A 22,952-nucleotide genomic window follows, 5' to 3' on the forward strand; every position below is an offset into this window, starting at 1 on the left:
ACAGGAACAGTAATGCGAAGACTAGGTGATGTACTGAAACATTGGGCAGCGCATACCCCCGACAACCCGGCCGTGTCCGATGAGATCCGCTCGCTCAGTTACGGACAGTTAGATAGGGCTGTAGCCGACTGCCGGCGCTTTCTGAGCGACTGCGGTCTTCGGCCCGGCGATCGCCTCGCGTTGATCGGCGAAAACAGTACCGTGCTGGCAACACTCATTCTTGCCGCCGGGCTTGATGATATCTGGGTTGTCCTGGAAAATGCCCGCCGTGCGCCGCTTGAAACCGATGCCGTATGCAACCATGCCCAGCCTCGGCGTATTTTTTACCTGACTGAGAACTCTCCCTCAGCAAGTGAGCATGCCAAGCGTCACGGAGCGCAAGCGGTAGCAACGCCTTTCGGCGCCCTGGCAATGGGTCCGGTAATGGAAACATTGCCTGAACCGTGTTATGGATCGGCGCAGGACCAGGTGGCCGCGCTCATCTACACGACCGGCAGCACCGGCACCCCAAAGGGTGTGATGCTTACGCACGGCAACCTGCTTTATATTGGTTCACTAATGCAGCAGCAACGACACCTGATACCCGAGGATCGTGTATACGGTATCCTGCCTATTACACATGTCATGGGCTTGTCTTCTGGCCTGCTTGGCACGCTGGCCTCTGGCGCCCATGTGCAACTGGTGCCGCGCTTTACCGTTGCCCATTGCGTAAACAGTCTGAACCGCGAGGGTATCTCTGTTTTGCAGGGTGCCCCCGCCATGTTTTCCCGGCTGGTCAAATCGGAACAAGTACGGGATTTGCAGTCTGCGACGTTAAGAGTCATTGCGGCTGGCGGTGCACCGCTGGATCCCACCCTCAAGCGGGAGGTAGAGCAGACTTTCGGCCTGACACTGCATAATGGTTACGGCCTGACCGAAGGATCAGCCATTTGCTGGACCCGGCTGGAGTCCGCCAATCCTGATTGTGCCGTAGGACCACCTAACCCCGGCGTAGAGGTTGCAATCCTGGACACCGAACGCAACCCGGTAAAAGAGGGCGAACAAGGCTCATTGTGGGCCAAAGGCCCCAATATCATGAAAGGCTATTTTCGCGACCCGCAGCGCACCGCAACTGTCCTGACATCAGACGGCTGGTTCAATACCGAAGACCTCGCCAGACAATTGCCCGACGGCCGTATTACCATTGAAGGACGCAGCAAAGACCTGATTATCCGTTCCGGCTTCAATGTTTCGCCGCTTGAAGTTGAAACCGCACTGAATGCCCATGAACAGGTTCAGCATTCAGCGGTGCTGGGGCACACCATCTGTGGCAACGAGCAGATCGTGGCCATGATCGAACTATGTCCGGGCGCCTGCCTGAAAGAAGAAGACGTGCGTCTGTTTCTGCAGGATCGTCTCTCTCCCTACAAGCGACCGCAACGGATTCTGTTTGTCGATAGCCTGCCGGTTGCCCCCAATGGCAAGGTACTCAAACACCAACTGAAACAGACCCTGAAGGAGCTGACATGACTGATGCCGTAACTTACGAATCCCGTGATGGCATTGCCATCATCACCATTAATCGCGAAGACCGCCTGAATGCCATCGGCCCGGAGGTGGAAGCCGGCCTGGCCCTGGCGTGGAAACGCCTGAATGACACGCCAGAAGATCGCGTCGGCATTCTTACCGGTGCCGGCACCAAGGCCTTCTCTGCTGGCAAGGACATGGCCAGCACTGCGCCACCAGACTACCGCAGCTTCACACCCAATGTCGGCGTTCTGCTGGAAAAACCGCTCATTGCAGCGATCAGCGGCTGGTGCATTGGCGGCTCTATTGTTCTCACACTCATGTGCGACCTGTGCGTGGCTACCGAAGACGCCAAATTCATGTATCCGGAAGCCAAAATGGGCTTTGCTGGCGGCATGATTGCATCAGCGGCAGCCAGGATTCCGCATAAGGTAGCAATGGAATTAATGTTGCTTGGAGAGCCAATTACCGCCCAGCGCGCTTATGATGTTGGTATGGTTAACCGTGTGGTCGCGCCAGGCCAGCATATGGTTGAAGCGATGAAGCTGGCGCAACGGCTGGCCGCCAATGCCCCATTGGTGATGAACATGCTCAAGCGCCTGGCTGCCCAGACCACGCCCATGAGTCCGGTGGAAATCGCCGGCCATGCATGGCGGGAAAACCAGCGGGTATTCGAGAGTGCCGACTTTGCAGAGGGATTGGCAAGCTTTAACGAAAAACGCCCGCCCGCTTTCAAAGGGCAGTAAAACCGTGCATGATGATACAAACATGGAGCGCTCACACCGCCTGCAAGGCAATGTAAATTATTGAAACGAATAAAGAGACGAATGACAATGGATACGCCAAACCTGAACCGCCTGCGCGATTTTATTCAAAAAGCCACCAAACTTACGGACGGTCATGCTGACACTCAGCGACCACCCGCTGGCATGCAGCCCTTGCTGGCAGATCTCGTTGCCCAGGATGACTGGCTGCCAGAGTTTTGCACCGTGCCGCACCCCACTTTTTATCAGCAATTTCTCCTGCACTGTGATCCTCTGGAGCGTTTCTCACTGGTCAGTTTTGTATGGCCCCGGACAACAGACACCGGTGCACGATCACATGGTGTGGGGGTTTGTTGGCATGTTGCGTGGAGCAGAACTGAGTCAGCGCTATCGCGCCAACACAGACGGCTCGCTTATTGCCGACGGGGAGCCGGACCGGCTCGAACCCGGCATGGTCGACGCACTGCTGCCGGCCGAAGGCGATATACATCAGGTGTTCAATGCGTACAAAGATAAACCATCTATCAGCATTCATCTGTACGGCGGCAACATCGGCGCTGTGAATCGGCATGTTTTTGACCTTGCAAGCGGTCAGCCAAAAACGTTTATCTCCGGCTATTCTTCTGACCTGGTTCCCAATGTATGGGATCGTTCTGCAAGCCGAAAAACCTGATGTCGCCGGTATGACGAACGTGTTCTTTCCCCCTCCTCTGATGTATTCTGTCGCCTTATTACTTAGCGTACAGGGAAGGATATATAACGTCATGGATAAAACACTCATCAAAGGCCTGAAAGTCCTGGAAGTCGTTACTGGCTCTACCGAGAGAATTCGGACCATCGAGGAGCTGGCCGATAAAGTCGGTCTGACGCGCAGCAATACACATCGGACATTGCAAACACTCATTCATACCGGTTTTGTAGCGCGCGACGATCAGGACAACTACATCGGCGGTATCCGGCTGTTTGAACTGGCGGCTAACCAGCTTGCGCAGCTGGATCTGCGGCGTATCGCCTCTGGCGCCATGCACGTTCTGGCAGAAAGCACCGGTGAAACCATCCACCTGTCTGTACTGGACGGGTTCGATGTCGTATATGTCGACAAGATCGACAGCCCGCAGCCAATTCGCGCTTACTCCATGATTGGCGGACGCGCCCCTGCCTATGCGGTCGCGACCGGCAAGGCCATTCTTGCCTATCAGACAGACAGCTTTCTGGAAAGCCACGCCGCGCAACTGAAAAAGCATACAGACGCGACCATCGCAGACCTGGACACACTCAGACGCGCGTTGACCCGGACAGCCAAACAGGGCTATGCCGTCAATCGCGGCGAATGGCGCGACGGCGTTGGGGGAATCGCAGTTCCCATTTTTAACGGGCTGGGGCAAATTATGGGGCTGTTGGCATATCAGCACCTCTGGATCGCCTGACACCCGCACGCATACGTCAACTGGTTCCCGAAGTTATCCAGTGCGCGGGCGCAATTTCGCAACAACTGGGCTACACGGCAAAAGCAGCCCGGCCCAATGAATAGCCCGCGCGTCTATTTATACTGAAATGGAATGTGCTTTATGAGAATTCAGTCAACCACACTTGGCATAGCCGCAGGTCAGCCGCCTGCCAGGGTGACCCGCACTGCGCCCGGGCGTAACCAGCGGCCTGCCTGAAACCATCAGCTTCACAGTCCCGCTCGCCGGGCAACCAGCCATTTACCCAATTGGAGGAAATACCGAATGTTCAACGCCATACTGATTGAAAAAGACGATGCCGGATACCGTGCCACAGCAACGTCCGTGGACGAGGCGCAGTTGCCCCAAGGAGACGTTCTTGTCGATGTGCAATATTCAACCATCAATTACAAGGATGGACTGGCCATTACAGGGAAGTCTCAGGTGGTCCGGCAGTTTCCCATGGTTCCGGGTATTGACTTTTGCGGTACGGTCAGGCAAAGCCAGCATCCGGATTTCAAGACCGGCGACGCCGTGATCCTCAATGGCTGGGGCGTAGGCGAAACCCATTGGGGCGGCCTGGCTCAGCAGGCCAGCGTCAATGGCAAATGGCTGATCCGCCTGCCCTCGGGCATGAAACCGGAGCAGGCCATGTCCATCGGCACAGCCGGCTACACTGCCATGCTTTGTGTCATGGCGCTGCAACGCAACGGCCTGACGCCCGAATCAGGAGACATCCTCGTGACCGGCGCGGCAGGTGGCGTCGGCAGCGTAGCCGTCGCGCTGCTTTCATCCTTGGGATTTCGCGTGATCGCATCCACCGGCAGGCAGCAAGAGGCGGACTATCTGAGCAAACTGGGTGCCGCCGACATAATTGATCGCAATACCCTGAGCGAGCCCGGCAAACCGCTGGGCAAGGAGCGCTGGCAGGCGCGGTCGATAGCGTCGGCAGCCACACGCTGGCCAATGTTTGTGCGGGCACCAAGTATCGCGGCGCGATTGCCGCTTGCGGTCTGGCGCAGGGCCTGGATTTTCCTGCATCGGTCGCACCATTCATTCTGCGCGGCATTACGCTGGTCGGGATCGATAGTGTGCATTGCCCGGTCAAGGAACGCCAGCAGGCCTGGGACAGGTTGAGCAATGAGCTGGATCCGGCCAAGCTGGCACTGATCGGTTCCCGGACGGTCGGTTTAAATGAAGTCATTCCCCTGGCCAACCAGATACTGGAAGGAAAAGTGCGCGGGCGGATTGTCGTGGACGTAAATACATAACAAACACTCATAATTTAATCAAGCCGTTACGCATGGAAAGTACAGCATGTGCTATCCATGCGCTGCCCTATTTGTTGTAGATACAAGGCTGTAACCAACAGTTTTTTGTGCAAATAGCCATCTAATTCATCTGTAATTGCACTCAAGCTGATGTTTGCCACCTACGGTAATGTCGACACGATCTACAGATTAAATTCGCGGCGCAACGTTTCAGTATGCTCACCAATGCGCGGCGCAGCCAAATGCCCACCACCCACCCGGTGTCCATTGATGCGTATCGGCGAACGAGTGGTCCGCAAACGAATACCATCATCACGACTGACATTATGCAGAATGTCCAGTTGCCTGAAAGCTTCGTGTTTCAGCAAGCGATCCCACTCCAGCACTTCAGCGCACCAAACATCTTCAGGTTGAAGACGATTCAGCCAATACGAAACGGGTTGCGTAAGCAAATGTGCAGCAATCAGCCGCTTGATGGCATCACGTTGCGAAAACTCGCTTCCCGGCATTTGGACGTAAAAATCGAGTGCCGGCAACGGTAACGTTTTGGCCAGCTTGGCAAGCGGCATCATCGCCAGTGCCAGATAACCGTCCTGGGTCGGATATACGCCATATGGTGCGGCCAAATAGGCGTGAGCGTTTCTAAAGCCCGAACGCTCGGGTGCGCGCCCGCCGTCATTAAGATAGGTTGTTAATACCTCAAATTGAAAATCGATCAACGCCTCAAGCAGACTAGTCTGTACCTGAGCGCCGTCGCCGGTTATACCTCTGCGCACCAACGCCGCCAGAATCCCTTCAGTCAGTAAATGTCCGCTAAGCATATCAGCCACGGCAAGTCCGAATGGCACCGGCCCGTTCTCGACATCACCGTTTAACCAGAGCACACCAGAGAGCGATTGCGCTAGTAAATCCTGTCCGGGGAATTCTACCCAAGGCCCAGATTCGCCATACCCTGATATGCCGGCATACACCAGTCGCGGATTCAAACACTTCACTGCCTGGTAATCAAGGCCCAAACGTGCCATGGCCCCGGGTCTGAAATTATGTACCAATACATCGGCCCGTTGTATCAGTTGCCGAACCTGCTGCTGATCGTCAGGGTTTTCAGATCGGCCCCAAAGCTTTCTTTGTTCCTGTTAATCGCATGAAATAGCGTAGAGTCGCCCCCCACATCCGTATCGGTGAGATACAAATGTCTGCAAATGTCGCCACTTCCCGGCCGTTCGATCTTGATCACACGCGCGCCAAGATCAGCCAGACGCAAGGCTGCAGAAGGACCAGACAGAAACTGGCTCATATCCAGCACCAGCACTCCATCCAGCGGTAACGTAGGGGCCGTCGCCGTCGCGCGTGACGTCATTTGACAGACTGACCTTTAAGACTAGCGGCATACAGAGCGTTTAGTTGGAAAACCAATGTAGATGCCGAACGCCGTGCCTGAAGACACTCATTGAGTAAATCGGAGGCTTTCTGCTGGAAGTCCATATAGCCGCTATGCCGGGGACGAACCCATGCACCGTCCAGCGTGGCACGCGTAGCACGATAAAAATCGAGAACGGGCGTGTTTACCGATTCATCCTCCCAGGCCGCAGCGTGCCCTACCTGGCCGCCCGATGCGGCATACACAGTACGCTGCACCTGCGCACTAGCCACCCAATACGCAAATGCAGTAGCCTGCGCTGATGCACGAGAGAATGCAGAAACGGCTATGCCTGTTCCGCCAAGTGTGGTGCCGCTGGGCTCGCGGCCATCAATCACGGGTATATTCGAAAAAGCAACGCGAACCGGCCTGAATTTTTCCAGCGCGTAACTGACATAACCATAGATAAAAGGAACGCACGTGACAGGTGAATCGACTCGACTCATTTGCTCAAATGCAGCGATCGGATCCATACTCCAACAAACCTGCGGAAGATGATCACTCAACTCAAGGATGCGATTATAAGCCTCAGATGCGATCGCGGGATCAAATAAATCAGGTTGCTCTGGACAACCTGGAGCGCCCAAATGCGCCATCAGTGAGAAAAGGAGCATCAGAGAATGCGGCGGTCGCAGCGGGCATAATACCTGCCCCAAGCGGGCAAGCACCATCATCTCCTCCCACGTCTGGGTAGGCTCGGTCAGGCGGCCTGGCACCCAAGCCTGTACCTGCGTTGCAGCATCAATGGGTAGTGCCCACTGGTGATTCTGCCAATAATAACTGTCTACTGAGGCGCCTACGCTACTGTTTTTCAGGCCTTCCAGTTCTGCATATCGCGCGGGCAAATCCAATGGTTGCAAGCATTTTTCGTGGGTTACCTGCCCCACGTGGGGGTGATCGATCACAATCAGATCGTAGCTCCTGGCAAGTGTCTGGACAGAGAACGATTCAAAGTCCTGCAATGATCGTCGATCCCATTCGATCTGAACCCCAGTGTGTTGCTGCCAAATCTCGCTGCAAGCTTGCAACGGCTCATAGCCTCGCGGATGGTCCCACGTCATCCCCCTTAATATTGACATTTCCATGTTCCTGAATGTGAAGTGGTCTACTGTACTGCGCTATTGCCGTAGATTAAGTCTGGAAGCCAGAGAGACAATTGCGGAAACATGCTGAGAATGCAAGCCAGCAACAACATCATCATGGCCAGATATGGCAATACTTCAAGCGAGTACGCACCCATTTTTACTTTAAGCACCTGAGACGAAATGTACATAAGTCCACCAACAGGCGGCGTGATGCCCGCAATAGTCAGGTTGGTGATCATCACAATGCCAAAATGAACTTTATCAATCCCTGCCGGGGCGATGATCGGAAGTAGCATCGGTGTCAGAATAATCAGCGCCGCCGAGCCTTCAATAGCCATACCCAGAGCAATGAGCGCAGCATTAATGAGCAGCAATAGAATCAACGGATCCGAACTCGCGTGCGCCAACCAGCCTGACATCTGTTGAGGAACCTGCTCCCAGGTCAGATAAAAACCGAAAGCGGCCGCAGCACATATCATGATCATGACCACGCTGGCATCGCGCACCGCTTCTGCGAGAATTTCGGGCAGATCACGCAATTTCATTTCACGATAACCAAAAAGCGCAATCAGCAATACATATAGCACGACTATGGCGCCAGACTCCGTTGTGGTAAACAGCCCATATCGAGTGCCAGCAAAAATGACAACAGGAATAGATAACGCCAACAGGCCATCTCGCAATGCCGACATGCCTTCTTTAGTCGTCGCTCGCGATATCCGCTGTGCTTTATAGCCACGCTTGCGGGCAACCAGATGGGTTGTCAGCATGAGCCCCACGGCCATGACCAGCCCGGGAACCACGCCAGCAGCAAAGAGTCGGCCGATAGACGTTTCTGACAGGAATCCGTAAATTATCAGCCAATTGACGGTGGCAGCAAAGCCGTAATAATGGCGGCCGATGATGTAATAACTGCGGCAAATGGTCGACTGTAACCATGCCGCACCATTTCCAGGCCAATGGTTTTGGATAGCATTGCAGCGTCGGCATTGGCTGAGGCTGTCAGGCCGCCTAACAACGTACCCAAAACCGTACACATTTGCGCCAGCGCACCGGTCATGTGCCCCACCAGCACTTCTGCGAGCGTCATCAAGCGTCGGGTGATGCCCGCTGCATTCATGATGGTACCGGCCAATACAAAGAGCGGTAATGCCAATAGCGAAACGGAATCCGTTCCGTCACTCATCTGCTGTGCAAATGTGGATATAGGCACAATATCAACGTTTAAGATAAAGAAAGCAGCCGCTGCCACAGCCATCGACCAGGTGATGGGGGTTTGCAGGGCAAGCAGAACCAGCATCAGAATTGATGGCCCCCAAAGATGCATGAAAGTCATATGATTACCTCGGCCGAGGTCTCGTCTTCCGCATGCGGTCGCCACGGATGCAACTTCAGATGCTGATACAAAATACCTGCACTGGCCACAGCCATAGGCCCATACACGATGGATCGGGGAAGACTTAACGCAACGGTAAGAATGGAATGGGCGACGATCGCCTGCCACGTAAACAGCACAATGAACCCGGCAAAAAGAGCGGCAAGCAATAGCCAGTTGAAAATGGCCACCACCTTGCGTACCGGCCTGGGAAATCTGGTGACAAGGGCATCAATATCCGCGTGCATCCGATTTCGTACGCCGGCAGCGGTGCCAAAAAAGACCATCCACCCAAACGCGATGACCGCCAGCTCAAAGCTCCAAGAGGCCGATTGCGAAAATACATATCGTGTCAATACGCCCCAAATAATCGAAAACACGATCAATAGTAGACAGAATACGCCCACCAACTCATCCGCGCGTTGCCAACTGAACAGGCGGACACGCAGCCTGTCGTTATCATCCAATGAATTCATGAACGCAGTTCCTTTCTTGCAACAGTTATTTCAAACATTACTGCTTCATTGCGTTGCGTGCTTGCTCCACAATTCCCGGAGTCAATCCAGGAACCGCATCGTAAGCAGCCCTGGCCTTTTCCGCGAACGCCTTGACATCAACATCAGTCACGATTTGTACGCCATGTTCTTTCAATGATTTCGCATAGGCAGCATCTGATTCCAGAGTACGCCTGGTCAATTGAGCACCCGCGGCTTTGCCCTCCTCCAGCAGAATTTTCTGCTGTTCAGGCGGCAGTCCGTTGAAAAACGAAGTGCTGGTAACAAACGCAGCGAACATTATCTGGTGACCAGTCTCGGAAACGACCTTGCGGACCTCATACAACTTGGACCCGGCAAGTGACCCGTAGTTGGCTTCAGCGGCATCAACAACGTTAGTTTGCAGTGAGTTATAGACTTCACTCCAAGGCAGATCTGTCGGACGAGCTCCGATAGACTTGAATGTAGCAAGCATGATTGGAGATGGCGGCACCCGGATTGTCATACCCTCCATATCCTTTGGCGTGCGCACCGGTTTACTGGAAATAACATGACGATACCCAAACAGGCCATCTGCCATAATCAGTTTTATCCCGCTCGCTTCCAGTTTTTTTGCCATGCTATCGAAGACGTCGGACGCAAACAGGCGTTGTGCCTGCTCAAGACTCGTATAAAGGTATGGCCCGGCCACGATTCCCAAGTCTGGCACAAACTGACTAAGTTGGCCGTAATCGGTCACATTCAGCATCCGCGCACCGCTTTTGATCATTTCATTCACTTTTTTCTGCGGTCCGAGCTGGTCCCCAGTAAAAAGAGATACCTGCAACTTACCTTCGGAACGCGCTTTGACCTTATCGGCAAAATCCTTCATTACCTTGATAACGGGCTCTTCGGGATTGACCTGAGATGTGGCGAAACGCAGCACCGTCTGAGCTGTCGCAGCTGACGCCAACATGGTCATTCCCACAACAGCCATTGCCATTACTTGACTTATCCGCATGAAACCTGTCTCCGTGGTTATTAAAATTTTATTTTTCACTATTAGTTTACTAGTGAACTATTGATTTAAATAGAAATGTATTTGAAGTCAGAACTTTATGCAATAGCATATATATAGGGATTACCACTATAGATTTGATTATTTTGTAAACTGATAATTTATATATGAATGAAAATAAAATACCCTCTGATAAAAATGAAGAGCTGCCACTTGCTGGTATTGTCGTTCTCGACTTCAGTCAGTTTCTTGCTGGTCCGTCATGCGCGTTGCGCCTGGCCGATCTGGGTGCGCGTGTTATTAAAGTAGAAAGGCCCGACGGGGGAGACGCCTGCCGAAGCCTGATTGTTGCCAATCAGACTCACGACGGAGACAGCGCCCTATTTCACACCATAAACAGAAACAAGCAAAGTTATAGCGCGGATCTCAAGAACCCTGCTGACCTTGCCAATATTAAGAAATTGCTGCAGATTGCAGATGTCATGATTCATAATTTCCGGCCCGGCGTCATGCAGCGGATAGGACTAGACTATGACTCAGTGCGAAGCATTAATCCGCGTCTGATCTACGGTGAAATTAGTGGATATGGTGACGAAGGCCCCTGGCGTGATAAACCAGGCCAGGACTTGCTTGTCCAGTCTTTGAGCGGCCTCGCTTGGCTCAGTGGAAATGCAAATGACGGTCCCGTTCCAGCTGGCCTGTCGATCATTGATCTGATGACTGGCGCACATCTGGCTCAGGGCATCATGGGTGCCCTGCTCAAGCAGGCCCGCACCGGTGCCGGAACCCGCATAACGGTCAGTCTGCTTGAGTCAGCTATGGATCTCCAATTTGAGCCTTTCACTGCCTTTCTCAACAGCGACGGTAGACAACCTGTTCGCAGTACCGTCAATCACGCCAATGTTCATACTGCGGCACCTTATGGCATCTACCAAACCGCTGATGGTTATCTCGCCCTGGCTATGACACCACTGGATAAACTTGGCAGCCTGATTGGATGCGCCACGCTTGCCGAACAGGCAAAAGACCCGGCCTCTTGGTTTGATCAGCGGGATTATTACAAGCGCATCCTGGCAGATCACTTGTCGACCCAGGATACAACCCATTGGTTATCAATCCTTGAGCCTGAAGGCATCTGGTGCGCCCCGGTACAAAACTGGCCAGAACTCATAAAACACCAGGGATTCAAAACGCTTGACGTAGTCCAGACGATTACCGCCACCAGCGGTGCCTCAATGAAAACAACGCGCTGCCCGATTCGCATAGACGGAAAAATTTTGACATGTGAACGGCCAGCACCCAAACTCGGCGCAGACAACGCCGAGATCGATACTCTGCTAGCCAATTCAGCAACATGACAATGCGAGCCACATCATTATGATAAATGAACAGTTTTTCGAAGATTATTACCTGGACGAGACACGCAGCACACTGGGACGGACAATTACAGAAACCGATATTGTGGTCCACGCCGGCCAGACTGGAGATTTTTTTCCGCACCATATGGATGCCGCCTGGTGTCAGACGCAAGACTTCGGGCAGCGAATAGCGCATGGAACATTGGTGTTTAGCGTAGGCATTGGCATGACGGCCAGCCAGATTAATCCGCGCGCCATGTCTTACGGATACGATCGCCTGCGGTTCATCAAGCCGGTTTTTATCGGCGACACCCTCTACGTCACACTTAAAATCACAGAAAAACGCGATCATCCCAAACGCAAGACACACGGCATTGTGGTCGAATCAGTGAGCATCAACAACCAGAACAAGGAAACAGTACTGGTTTGTGAACATTTATACCTGGTCGAACGGCGCCATCCGCTTTCCTGAACAGTCTCCCATTAAAATAGCTACTTTACCCGCAGCACTGTGCTCTCACAATGACTGAACCAGAAAAAGACACGCAACTTGCGACAACCAAATATTCGGTTCCTGCGCTGGAAAAAGCGCTGGACATCCTTGAGCATCTGTCAGAGTTCGCTGTGCCCATGACACAGGCCCAGCTTGCTCGCGCACTCGGTAGACAACCCGGTGAATTGTTCCGGATGCTCTCCTATCTGGAGCAAAGGGGTTATCTGAAACGGGATCAGGCAAATGGCGCCTATAGCCTCACGCTCAAACTGTTTGAACTTAGCCGGACTCACTCACCGTACGACGAGTTACTGCTAGCCGCCAATCCCCTGATGAATGGCCTCACAGATGAGCTTCGCGAATCCTGTCACCTGAGCGTGCTTCATCGTGATCGCCTGCTTGTTCTATCACAGTCGGAAAGCCCTAAGCCATTCAGACTGTCCGTGGAGATTGGGTCCCTACACTCTCCTATGGGCACTGTATCAGGGCGATTGCTGCTGGCTGCCATGAGATCTGATGAACTCCTAGAATACCTAGAACGGCAGCCTGACTTCCTCGCGATGTCGTCAACAGAGCGCGCGGCATTTTTAAATAGACTGGAAATGATTCAGGATCGAGGATACGACCATTCGGACAGTGAGAAATTCATCGGCTGGCTGGATCTGGGTGTACTCATTGGCAATCCGAAGTCAAGAACCCGGGCAACACTCACGCTCGTGGCATTGAAAAAAAGCGATACGCCTGATTTACTGTGGGCGTTGCCAAAACTGAAACAATGTGCGGCTGAAATTGCGCGACAGGTCGGACTCTGAACCCATCACGCAATCTTCTGGACATACTTTAACGAGCTACGCGCATCAATTACGCGCCTTGCGTACCGCTTGCGCCAGTTCACTGCAAAGCCCCAGCACATCTGTGCGGGCCTGCTCACCATTTTTTGCCTGCGCAATCTTCTGCACCAGCGCCGAGCCGACCACAACGCCATCGGCTACCCGGGCAATATTGGCTGCCTGTTCCGGTGTCCGAATCCCGAACCCGACACTGACCGGCAGATCCGTATGCCTGCGAATCCTTGTGACCGCTTGCTGAACATGCTCTATGGTCGCTGAACCGGCACCGGTGGTGCCCGCAACAGAAACGTAATAGACAAAGCCGCCGGCATTACCCAGGATCTGCTGCAAACGCGCGTCATCGCTTGTGGGTGTGGTCAAACGTACAAAGTCGATGCCAGCAGCCTGCGCCGGAAGGCAAAGATCACGATCGTGTTCAGCCGGCAGATCCACCACGATCAGCCCATCCACCCCCGCCTTGCCTGCGTCGGCAATAAACCGATCCACGCCATAGCGGTGAATAGGATTGAAATACCCCATCAGCACAATCGGCGTTTCGTTATCGTGCTGCCGAAACTCACCGATCATTTTCAGGGTGGCGGCAACATTCTGACCCTGCGCCAGTGCGCGAAGGCTGGAAAGCTGAATGGCAGGGCCGTCGGCCATCGGATCGGTAAACGGCATGCCAAGTTCGATAATATCGGCGCCCGCTTGTGGCAATCCGTTAAGAATGGCGGCGGCGGTGTCATAGTCCGGATCACCGGCAGTTAAAAATGTGACCAGGGCTGCGCGATTCTCGTTCTTCAGTTGTGCAAAACGCTGTTGCAGGCGGCTCATGCTTGTTGCTCCTTCTCTTTGCTATGTTGCATCACAGTTTGCATATCCTTGTCTCCGCGCCCGGACAGGTTCACGACCATCAGGTGATCGCCGGGCAGAGAAGGCGCCTGTTTGAACGCTTCGGCCAGTGCATGAGCGCTTTCCAGCGCAGGAATAATCCCTTCCAGGCGGCAGCATTGATGCAGGGCGTCAAGCGCTTCGTCATCCGTAATCGCCGTATACTGCACCCGGCCAATACTGTGCAGCCAGGCGTGCTCGGGACCAATGCCCGGATAATCCAGACCGGCAGAGATCGAATGCGCATCAATAATCTGTCCATCGTCATCCTGCAGTAAGAACGTACGATTGCCGTGCAATACGCCGGGCACACCACCGTTCAGGCTCGCTGCATGCTTGCCGCTTTCAATACCATGGCCGGCTGCTTCCACGCCGATAATCTTCACATCCTTGTCATCCAGAAATTCATGGAATAGGCCAATGGCGTTGGACCCGCCCCCTACGCAGGCGACAAGCGAGTCGGGCAGGCGGCCTTCCTGGGCCAGCATCTGCTCGCGGGTTTCGCGACCGATCACTGCCTGGAAATCCCGGACCATCGTTGGATAGGGATGAGGACCAGCCACCGTACCAATCAGATAATAGGTGGTGTCGACATTGGTGACCCAATCACGCAGGGCCTCGTTCATGGCGTCCTTTAGCGTGCCAGTGCCTGCTGTGACAGGCAACACTTGCGCGCCCAACAATTTCATACGAAATACGTTGGCCTGCTGGCGATCAATATCGGTGCTACCCATGTAAATGACGCATTGCAAACCAAAGCGGGCAGCCACAGTGGCTGTTGCGACCCCGTGCATCCCGGCGCCGGTCTCGGCAATAATTCTTTTCTTGCCCATGCGTCGCGCCAGCAGAATCTGGCCGATACAGTTATTGATTTTGTGGGCGCCGGTATGATTAAGCTCTTCACGCTTGAGGTAAATTTTCGCCCCGCCCAGATGTTCGGTCAGCCGCTCTGCATAATAGAGTGGGCTGGGCCGTCCTACATAGTCCCGCTGAAAATAGGCCAATTCCTTTTGAAAGCTTTCATCGGTGCTGGCTTTTTCGTATTCGGCAGCCAGTTCGTGAATGAGCGGCATGAGCGTTTCGGCAACGTATTGTCCGCCGAACTCGCCGAACATCCCTGCCGCGCCTGTATTTGTATTCAATGAAACCATGGGTATCCATTCTCCTGTCATGCGCTTTCCGCCTGTATCGATCGGAAAGCCAGTTTTCATGAATACAGCATAAGCCAGCGGCTCTGATAAAAAAAGCGATAAAATAGCCCCAATACGTTAGATAAACTCACACATTATGCCAAGAGACATACCCCCTCTTAATGCCTTGCTTGCATTCGAAGCCGCAGCCCGCCTGCTGAGCGTGAGCAAAGCGGGAAATGAACTGCACGTGACTCACGGGGCAATCAGCCGGCAGATCCGGGTGCTTGAGTCGTCCCTTGGCATCGCCCTCATTGAAAAGGATGGCCGTGGCATAAAACTCACAGATTCCGGCGTATTGCTGCGTGACGCCAGCGCCGCCGCTTTTGACCGGGTGCGCAACGCCTGCGCCGAAATTCGCCATCGCAGCGGTAACCTGCCGTTTGTGCTTGCCTGTCCGGGCAGCCTGTTGGCGCGCTGGTTCATCCCCAGGCTGGACAAACTCAACCAGGAGCTGCCGCAATTGCGATTGCAATTGACCGCGGGAGAAGGAGAACTGGACCCGCGTAATCCCAACGTGGATGCAACCCTTTGTTTTGCAGCCCCTCCGTGGCCTGATGATATGCTTGTGCACGACCTGGGCGCGGAATATATTGGTGCCGTGCTCAGTCCGAGATATGCCAACTATGCCTCACTGGTAGATGCACCGATAAGCTCGCTATTGCATGAACCGCTTATGTATCCGGCGTCCCGGCCGCAGGCCTGGGCACAATGGGCGCAGGCAAACCAATTGCCGGGCGACAGCCTGCAATTGGGCACCGCTTTTGAGCATCTTTATTATCTTCTGGAAGCAGCCACGGCAGGCCTGGGCGTGGCCATCGCCCCCAAACAGGTTGTTGCCGATGACCTGGCCGCCCGGCGGCTGGAGGCGCCCTGGGGCTTTGTGCAAACGAATGCACGCTTAAGTCTTTGGGTGCCGCGAGCCCGTGCGGATCAACGCTGCGCCCTGCTGGCAGACTGGCTGGGCAAGGCACTGGATGTCGCGATCCAGCCCAAATCCTAGTATTTATACATTTGTGATAAATCGGCTGCGGCCCTAAAATATGCACAAGGCTCGCCGTTCATACCGGGCCAGTGTCACGCCGGTACGCCATACACACTCACGGCATTGCAAGCACGCCACGTTGAACAGATGCGGGCGGCGTTTTAAATGACTGGCGCAGCGTGCATGGCCCGGGCAGTGATCATGCTACTTCCTGCCAATAGAGCCAAAAGGAAAACCATGCTTTATCGTGTGCTTGCCGACCTGGTTCTGGTTGCGCATTTTGCCTTTATTCTGTTTGCCATATTTGGCGGACTGCTTGTTTTGCTGCGCTTTAACGTCATCTGGCTGCATGTGCCGGCGCTGGTGTGGGGTGCTGCCATCGTCGGGCTGGGCGCCATCTGCCCGTTGACACCACTGGAGAACAGCTTGCGGGACATGGCCGGCCAACAAGCCTATACCGGTGGTTTTCTGGAGCATTATCTGTTATTGGCCATTTACCCGCCGGGGCTTACGCGCGAAGTACAGGTGCTGCTGGCGGCTGGTCTGGTTATTCTAAATGTCATTATTTACATCTTGGTATGGCAGCGCATGGCAGACAGAAAACGGCAGACAGAAAAAAATGAGGGGCACCCTCGAGTGCTCCTCATTTTATCGACACGGATTCGGGGCTGGACACCAGCGCGATGGGCAGGGCGCCCATCGCTTTAACAGCAACACAACTGCTATGCTGAAGCTTCAGACATCTGACCAAAACGACCGCTATTGAAGTCACTGATGGCCTGGGCAATCTGGTCCTGGCTATTCATGACAAACGGACCGTAGCCAACAATCGGCTCATCAATCGGCTCGCCACTAAGCAACAACACGACGGCATCGCTGTTGGCCTCGATCGCCATATGGCGATCAGCCTTGTCCAGAACAACCAGTTGCGCTTCGCGTGCCACCGTATCGCCATTGACCAGCACGGTTCCACGCAGCACGACCAGCGCAGTGCTCCAGCCTTCCGGGACCTCAAACTCGGTAATGCCGCCTTGCCTGATGCGCATATCCCAGACATGCATAGGCGTAAACGTGTGTGCCGGTCCCTTCTCTTGTCCATACTCACCGGCAATCACGCGCACCGAGCCAACCTCATTGGGCAGCGCTACCACGGGGATATCGCTATCGAGCACCGCCTGATAGCCGGGCGCAGCCATTTTGTCTTTGGCGGGCAAGTTGACCCACAGCTGCACCATTTCCAGCGCACCGCCCTGGGTGGTGAACGCCTCGGAGTGAAATTCCTCATGCAATATGCCGGCCCCAGCCGTCATCCATTGCACGTCACCGGGACCGATCGTGCCGCCCTGGCCGGTTGAATCGCGATGGCTTACCTCGCCCTTGTAGACGATCGTAACCGTCTCAAAACCCCGGTGAGGATGCTGGCCCACGCCCCGTTTTTGCTGAACTGGCGCAAAATCGGCCGGGCCGGCATAATCCAGCAACAGAAAGGGACTTAGCTGTTTACCGTGGCTTTGATACGAAAACATGGACCTGACGGGAAACCCATCTCCTACCCAATGAGGGCGAGGGGCGCTATAGATTCCAAGTACTTTTTTCATTTGTCATCTCCTTGTCGTGACAGTACAGATAGTATAAACTTGGAACGAACTTTCCGATAGATCTAAAAATTGGAGACATCGTTCTAAATATGGAACAATAAACAGAATGCAAGACCTCAATAACCTTTATTACTTCGTGCAGATTGTTGATCACAAGGGCCTGGCGCTGCCGGCAGGGCGCTGGGTATCCCCAAATCCACACTCAGTCGCAAGCTCAGCCAGTTGGAAGAGCAATTGGGCGTGCGCCTGATATATCGCTCCACCCGCCAATTTGGCGTGACTGACATCGGCCTGGCCTATTACGAGCACTGCAAAGCCATGCTGATCGAGGCCGAAGCCGCCCAGGCCATCATTGATATGACCCGGGCCGAGCCGCAAGGCGTCATTCGCCTCAGCTGCCCCATCGCCCTGCTTCAAACAAGTGTCGGCTACATGCTGGCCGACTTCATGGTGCTACACCCGCGCGTCACCATACAGATCGATGCCACCAATCGACGGGTTGATCCTGTGGCAGAAGCCATTGATATTGCCCTTCGTGTGCGCCCGCCACCGCTACAGGACAGCAATCTGATCATGCGGACCCTGTCTGACCGCAGTCAGTGTCTGGTCGCCAGCCCTGCGCTGATGGAACGCTGTGGCGTCCCGGCCGCGCCAGCAGACCTGGCAGATTGGCCCAGTCTTGGCCTGGGTCAGCCGCAACAGCAATTTTCCTGGACATTGTTCGGGCCAGACTCTGCCCAGGCGGTGATTCATCACTTTCCGCGCCTGATCACAACCGACATGATCGGCTTGCGTATCGCAGCCCTGGCCGGCGTGGGTATTGTGCAGTTGCCAACCCTAATGGTCTGCGATCAGCTTGCACAAGGCACACTAGTCAGGCCGCTGCCCGATTGGAGGCCGCGGCGCGAAATCATCCACGCGGTGTTTTCATCGCGACGTGGACAAATGCCGGCTGTACGGGCGTTGATCGACTATCTGGTTCAACGCTTTGATGCACTGGAGGAAGATTGAAACGCCGCCGGCACGCGGGCTTGCTATGATAGCGATCAGTCCACTTTATCTTACACAGGGAATACGACATGAATAACAAGGCGCTTGTCCTTTTTTCCGGTGGCCAGGATTCCACCACCTGCCTGGCCTGGGCACTGGACCGGTACCAATATGTAGAAACCATTGGTTTTTCCTACGGGCAACGGCACGCCATTGAATTGACGTGCCGCGATCAGGTAATCAAACAGTTGCGCTTGCACTTTCCCGACTGGAGCGCCAGGCTTGGCAATGATCATATGCTTGATCTTTCAGTTCTGGGGCAAATCAGCGATACGGCCCTGACGCAGGACAAAGCCATCGAGTTTGAACAAAGCGGCCTGCCAAACACTTTTGTGCCGGGACGCAACCTGCTGTTCTTTAACTTTGCCGCTGCGCTGGCGTACCGGCGCGGGCTGGAAGTACTGGTTGGCGGCATGTGCGAAACCGACTATTCCGGCTATCCCGATTGCCGCGACAACACGCTCAAATCGCTGCAGGTATCGCTGAGCCTGGGCCTGGACCGGCCCATGGTGATTGAAACCCCATTGATGTGGATCGATAAGGAAAAAACCTGGCACATGGCAAGAACATTGGGCGGACAGCCACTGGTGCAGCTCATTGAAGAACACACTCATACCTGTTACCTGGGAGACCGCGAGCATCGCCATCCCTGGGGTTACGGTTGCAATCAATGCCCGGCCTGTGACCTGCGACGCAAGGGTTATGAACTGTACAAAAGCGCGCACGAAAACCACTGAACCACACAGTTCACGGGGTGCTGTCACGCCAATGCTTGATGACCCGCTCTTTTTTCCTTGAATTGCGAAGGTGATACGCCCGTGAGCTGCTTGAACTGACGACTGAATGCGCTGTGATCCGTATAGCCGCAACGGGCAGCGATCTCGGTGATAGTCATATTCTGATCCAGCAGACGCAATGCGTGCTCCAGCCGGGTTTTCTGAATGAACTGCAGCGGGGTCATATGAAATATTTTCTTAAAGTTGCGCTCCAGCTGCGACATCGATAACCCCGAAATATCGGCCAGCGTTTCCATGCGAATTACCTGGTCAAAATGCGTACGCACATAGCTTTCTACTTTCTCCAGTCTTTCATTGGTGCTGGGCTGATTCAGCTCGTCGGACTGGATATCAACAGACACGCCCGCCATCGCAATAATGTCGCCGCAGGCACCGTATATCGGCATTTTATGGGTCAGGCACCAGCCAAGCTCGCCTGAACTGTATACGTGTAGTTCAAGCTTGTCAGCAATGCAATTGCCAGTATGCAACACACGATAATCCTGCTCGGTATATTCGTTACCCTGTCGCGTATTGAACACCTCACGCGACGGCTTGCCCAGGACATCCTCCACACATTCAAGACCGCAACGCTTGGCCAACGTATGGTTGACCAGAACGTACTCTGCTCGCGTGTTCTTGATAAAGAATACGACATTGGGTAAGGCATCGAAAATCGGCACAAGGATCGACAGATGACTCAACAGCGCTTCCAGGTTCTGTGGCCGAAAGTTTTTAGCCACCGCAGTGACTAGCGCTGAAATGGGTGCAGCGTCAGAGGGCCCGCCTGACAGCAGCGGATCGCGTCTCGATAAGGAAAGTTCATTTGCCATTTGCATTTTTCATTCTGTCCGCGTTGCAGCCACAAGCAGATTCAGATTCAGATTCGGGAAAATCCTGATCATTTTCGCAAGCGCTGCATATTGCCGATGTTACCACCTCCCTGCAAACCCGGCTATGCAGTTTTCGACAGAGAAATGGAGAAAACGGTCAAGACAGGTATTGCTATTTCGATCAAGCTAATAAGAACTCGATGAACATTCATCCCTTTTCTGTTTAAGCGAATACACCATTTATGCATGATCGATATACAAAACTACACGTCATCGACTCCCATACTGAAGGAGAACCGACCCGATTGGTCTACCAAGGATTTCCCGGTCTGGGTAACGGCTCCATGGCAGATAAGCTGGATCTATTCAAAGAAAAATACGATATGCTGCGCCGGGCAATTATCCTGGAGCCGCGAGGCAACGACATACTGGTCGGCGCATTGCTGTGTGAACCGGTAGATGCGCAAGCGACTGCCGGGGTCATTTTCTTCAATAACAGCGGGTATCTGGGCATGTGCGGACATGGCACCATCGGTCTGATCGCATCGCTCGCCTATCTGGGACGCATTCAGGCCGGGGAGCACACGATCGAGACACCGGTAGGCAATGTCCATTGCACCCTGCATGAGGACGGTAGTGTATCCGTGCGCAATGTGCGATCCTGGCGCTATCGCAAGGACGTCACGGTACAGGTGCCGGGAATCGGCCCGGTCACAGGCGATATAGCCTGGGGCGGTAACTGGTTTTTCCTGGTGAACCAGACGCTTGCTGATATTCATATTGACAATGTCGATCAGCTAACCCATATCAGTTGGGCCATTCGACAAGCACTTACCGCCTCTGGCATTACCGGAGAAAATGGCGGTGATATCGATCATATCGAATTGTTTGGCCAGACCACATCGGCCGATAGCCAGAGTTTTGTTCTGTGCCCGGGCAAGGCCTATGATCGCTCACCTTGCGGAACGGGCACAAGCGCCAAACTCGCGTGCCTGGCCGCGGACGGGTTGCTTGAACCCGGGCAGAACTGGCGCCAGGCCAGTGTGATCGGCAGCCATTTTACTGCCTATTATCGCCCGGACGCTAGCGGCAACGGTATCGTGCCGGTGATCCGCGGCAATGCCTATATGTGTGCCGAAAACTGCCTCATTCTTGATGACCGTGATCCTTTCAAATGGGGAATCGCTGCAGCATGAACACCGCTCTCCTTCTCACTGCGACCTTACCGCGCTCCTGGTATTTTCGGACATGACCGGTACGTTCTCTTGCGCTCGCGTAATTATCATTGGCGCGGGCATCATCGGCCTGAGCATTGCAGTGAGTCTGCAACGCGCAGGCGTACAAGTGGTCTTGCTGGAGACAAACAAGGTCGGTGGCGGCGCCTCTTGCGGCAATGCAGGCCATATTGCCATTGAGCAGGTTTTCCCCATTGCCGATCTGGCGATTGTCCGGCAATTGCCACGCATGCTGCTGGACTCCATGGGCCCGCTGCGACTGGACTGGCGCTATCTTGCGCAGATCATGCCGTGGTTTTTCAAATTGCTGGCTAATATGCGTCCCGCGCGCGCCGAACAGATCCATCAGGCCTTGCTGGCGCTTAACCAACAGAGCCTGAACGCATGGCAAACATTCTCAGATGAATGGAACTTGTCGCAATGGATACGAATACAGGGTTCTTTGTTGCTGGCAGAAAACCCGGCAAGTGTGGCCGGATTACAGCAGCATGGCGCACGCCTTAATGCCATGGGCATTGCCAATAACTGGCTGGATACGAACGCACTGCGCGAACGCGAGCCTGCACTGGCGGCCAATCAACTGGGCGCGCTCTTCTACCCTCAGACCGGTCATGTGACAAACCTGAATGCTGTGACCGGACAGCTCAAGACTGCATTCATGCAAATGGGCGGACAGCTATACGAAGGCTGCAAGGTTTTGCAGGCAGCCGTTCAGGATGATCACTCCGTTCGATTGCATACGTCATCAGGCCAGTGGTGTGCAAAGCATGTTGTTGTTTGTGCTGGCGCCCATTCCAGACCGCTGGTGCGCCAGCTCACAGGCGTAGATGTGCCATTGGACACCGAGCGTGGCTATCACCTGATGCTGCCCAACGAAAAAGCTCGATTGTCTGTCCCGGTATCGAGCATTGACCGGCGCTTCATCATGACGCCAATGCAAGAGGGGTTGAGGCTGGCCGGGACCGTGGAGTTTGCCGGTTTGCAGGCACCACCCAACATGCAACGCGCGCAGCAATTGCTGCAACTGGCGCAGCCGATGATGAACGCCCCGCTGGATGATTCGGATGCAACCTCCTGGATGGGCTTTCGCCCCTCTATTGCCGATTCGCTGCCGGTCATTGATCGGCGGGGGCCGGTGCTGCTGGCGTTTGGTCATCAACACCTGGGACTGACCCAGGCTGCCGTTACGGCCCAACTGATCCGGGCACTGTACTTCAATACCGAGCCGGGCATAGACATACGCCCCTATCGCTTACACCGTTTTAGCTGCGCAGAAACTTCGTTTTAGCTGCGCAGAAACTTCGTTTTAGCTGCGCAAAAACTCAGTTTTCACGCATCTCATCAATAAGGAGC

The 22,952-nt window shown here is 54.3% G+C and carries 17 protein-coding genes and 6 pseudogenes; 14 read left to right on the forward strand and 9 right to left on the reverse strand.

The genetic code is table 11. From position 1 onward, the window contains the following. Nucleotides 1–12 precede the first annotated feature (12 nt). The 5 genes and pseudogenes from TKWG_RS17885 (at nucleotide 13) to acuI (ending at nucleotide 4,986) form a co-directional block, all read left to right on the forward strand. Nucleotides 13–1,509, forward strand: a complete 1,497-nt coding sequence (locus TKWG_RS17885) for a class I adenylate-forming enzyme family protein (protein WP_014752179.1) — start codon at nucleotides 13–15, stop codon at nucleotides 1,507–1,509. Further along, entirely contained in the window at nucleotides 1,506–2,252 is a 747-nt protein-coding gene (locus tag TKWG_RS17890; protein ID WP_014752180.1) for an enoyl-CoA hydratase/isomerase family protein, read from the forward strand. Before TKWG_RS17885 ends, TKWG_RS17890 begins: the two co-directional genes overlap by 4 nt. A gap of 81 nt (nucleotides 2,253–2,333) precedes the next feature. Next, nucleotides 2,334–2,943, forward strand: a pseudogene (locus TKWG_RS17895) (cysteine dioxygenase). A 91-nt stretch (nucleotides 2,944–3,034) separates the two neighbouring features. Beyond that, nucleotides 3,035–3,801 (forward strand): annotated as a pseudogene (locus tag TKWG_RS17900) (IclR family transcriptional regulator). A 199-nt stretch (nucleotides 3,802–4,000) separates the two neighbouring features. Continuing rightward, a pseudogene (acuI, locus tag TKWG_RS17905) lies at nucleotides 4,001–4,986 on the forward strand (acrylyl-CoA reductase (NADPH)). A 182-nt stretch (nucleotides 4,987–5,168) separates the two neighbouring features. Here acuI and TKWG_RS17910 read toward each other — a convergent pair. The 5 genes and pseudogenes from TKWG_RS17910 to TKWG_RS17930 all read right to left on the reverse strand — a co-directional run bounded on the left by TKWG_RS17910 (nucleotide 5,169) and on the right by TKWG_RS17930 (nucleotide 10,399). Further along, nucleotides 5,169–6,346, reverse strand: a pseudogene (locus TKWG_RS17910) (CaiB/BaiF CoA transferase family protein). Further along, nucleotides 6,343–7,485, reverse strand: coding sequence for a type 2 periplasmic-binding domain-containing protein (locus TKWG_RS17915; protein WP_148274581.1), 1,143 nt, complete (start codon nucleotides 7,483–7,485; stop codon nucleotides 6,343–6,345). Before TKWG_RS17915 ends, TKWG_RS17910 begins: the two are co-directional and overlap by 4 nt. 26 nt (nucleotides 7,486–7,511) lie before the next feature. Continuing rightward, nucleotides 7,512–8,827: pseudogene (locus TKWG_RS25505) on the reverse strand (TRAP transporter large permease). Next, a complete protein-coding gene (locus TKWG_RS17925; RefSeq protein ID WP_014752187.1) occupies nucleotides 8,824–9,342 on the reverse strand; it encodes a TRAP transporter small permease in 519 nt (172 codons plus the stop codon). Before TKWG_RS17925 ends, TKWG_RS25505 begins: the two are co-directional and overlap by 4 nt. Nucleotides 9,343–9,379: 37 nt before the next feature. Beyond that, nucleotides 9,380–10,399, reverse strand: coding sequence for a C4-dicarboxylate TRAP transporter substrate-binding protein (locus tag TKWG_RS17930; protein ID WP_202947738.1), 1,020 nt, complete (start codon nucleotides 10,397–10,399; stop codon nucleotides 9,380–9,382). A 125-nt stretch (nucleotides 10,400–10,524) separates the two neighbouring features. Between TKWG_RS17930 and TKWG_RS17935 the strand changes: the two genes are divergently transcribed. The 3 genes from TKWG_RS17935 to TKWG_RS17945 are packed head-to-tail and all read left to right on the forward strand — an operon-like array spanning nucleotide 10,525 to nucleotide 13,020. After that, nucleotides 10,525–11,715, forward strand: coding sequence for a CaiB/BaiF CoA transferase family protein (locus TKWG_RS17935; RefSeq protein WP_014752189.1), 1,191 nt, complete (start codon nucleotides 10,525–10,527; stop codon nucleotides 11,713–11,715). Between the two features lie 19 nt (nucleotides 11,716–11,734). Beyond that, the gene (locus TKWG_RS17940) at nucleotides 11,735–12,187 is read left to right on the forward strand and encodes a MaoC family dehydratase (protein ID WP_014752190.1); all 453 of its coding nucleotides are present in this window, start codon (nucleotides 11,735–11,737) and stop codon (nucleotides 12,185–12,187) included. A 50-nt stretch (nucleotides 12,188–12,237) separates the two neighbouring features. Continuing rightward, nucleotides 12,238–13,020, forward strand: a complete 783-nt coding sequence (locus TKWG_RS17945) for an IclR family transcriptional regulator (protein WP_014752191.1) — start codon at nucleotides 12,238–12,240, stop codon at nucleotides 13,018–13,020. 45 nt (nucleotides 13,021–13,065) lie between these two features. On the opposite strand, the gene trpA is transcribed toward TKWG_RS17945, so the two are convergent. Next, entirely contained in the window at nucleotides 13,066–13,875 is an 810-nt protein-coding gene (trpA, locus tag TKWG_RS17950) for a tryptophan synthase subunit alpha (RefSeq protein ID WP_014752192.1), read from the reverse strand. Continuing rightward, complete coding sequence (trpB, locus tag TKWG_RS17955; protein ID WP_014752193.1) at nucleotides 13,872–15,083, reverse strand: tryptophan synthase subunit beta; 1,212 nt, start codon at nucleotides 15,081–15,083, stop codon at nucleotides 13,872–13,874. Before trpB ends, trpA begins: the two co-directional genes overlap by 4 nt. A 136-nt stretch (nucleotides 15,084–15,219) precedes the next feature. Here trpB and TKWG_RS17960 point away from each other — a divergent pair, with 136 nt between their 5' ends. Together TKWG_RS17960 and TKWG_RS17965 are read left to right on the forward strand one after the other, a co-directional pair. After that, a complete protein-coding gene (locus TKWG_RS17960; protein ID WP_041709634.1) occupies nucleotides 15,220–16,125 on the forward strand; it encodes a LysR family transcriptional regulator in 906 nt (301 codons plus the stop codon). 219 nt (nucleotides 16,126–16,344) lie between these two features. After that, nucleotides 16,345–16,815: a DUF2784 domain-containing protein gene (locus TKWG_RS17965; RefSeq protein ID WP_081489411.1), complete on the forward strand. Its 471-nt coding sequence runs from the start codon at nucleotides 16,345–16,347 to the stop codon at nucleotides 16,813–16,815. A gap of 14 nt (nucleotides 16,816–16,829) precedes the next feature. Here TKWG_RS17965 and TKWG_RS17970 read toward each other — a convergent pair whose 3' ends face one another. Further along, a complete protein-coding gene (locus TKWG_RS17970) occupies nucleotides 16,830–17,705 on the reverse strand; it encodes a pirin family protein (protein ID WP_014752196.1) in 876 nt (291 codons plus the stop codon). Between the two features lie 106 nt (nucleotides 17,706–17,811). Here TKWG_RS17970 and TKWG_RS17975 point away from each other — a divergent pair. Both TKWG_RS17975 and queC read left to right on the forward strand, forming a co-directional pair. Continuing rightward, nucleotides 17,812–18,716: pseudogene (locus TKWG_RS17975) on the forward strand (LysR family transcriptional regulator). A gap of 68 nt (nucleotides 18,717–18,784) precedes the next feature. Then, a complete protein-coding gene (gene queC / locus TKWG_RS17980) occupies nucleotides 18,785–19,492 on the forward strand; it encodes a 7-cyano-7-deazaguanine synthase QueC (RefSeq protein ID WP_014752198.1) in 708 nt (235 codons plus the stop codon). A gap of 23 nt (nucleotides 19,493–19,515) precedes the next feature. On the opposite strand, the gene TKWG_RS17985 is transcribed toward queC, so the two are convergent. Next, nucleotides 19,516–20,364, reverse strand: a complete 849-nt coding sequence (locus TKWG_RS17985) for an AraC family transcriptional regulator (protein ID WP_014752199.1) — start codon at nucleotides 20,362–20,364, stop codon at nucleotides 19,516–19,518. 242 nt (nucleotides 20,365–20,606) lie between these two features. Here TKWG_RS17985 and TKWG_RS17990 point away from each other — a divergent pair, with 242 nt between their 5' ends. Together TKWG_RS17990 and TKWG_RS17995 are read left to right on the forward strand one after the other, a co-directional pair. Beyond that, entirely contained in the window at nucleotides 20,607–21,560 is a 954-nt protein-coding gene (locus TKWG_RS17990; protein ID WP_041709637.1) for a 4-hydroxyproline epimerase, read from the forward strand. Continuing rightward, nucleotides 21,526–22,887: an NAD(P)/FAD-dependent oxidoreductase gene (locus tag TKWG_RS17995; RefSeq protein WP_202947739.1), complete on the forward strand. Its 1,362-nt coding sequence runs from the start codon at nucleotides 21,526–21,528 to the stop codon at nucleotides 22,885–22,887. The genes TKWG_RS17990 and TKWG_RS17995 overlap by 35 nt, the downstream gene beginning before the upstream one ends. Nucleotides 22,888–22,952: the final 65 nt, after the last annotated feature.

Source organism: Advenella kashmirensis WT001 (assembly GCF_000219915.2).
Taxonomy (GTDB): Bacteria; Pseudomonadota; Gammaproteobacteria; order Burkholderiales; family Burkholderiaceae_B; genus Advenella; species Advenella kashmirensis.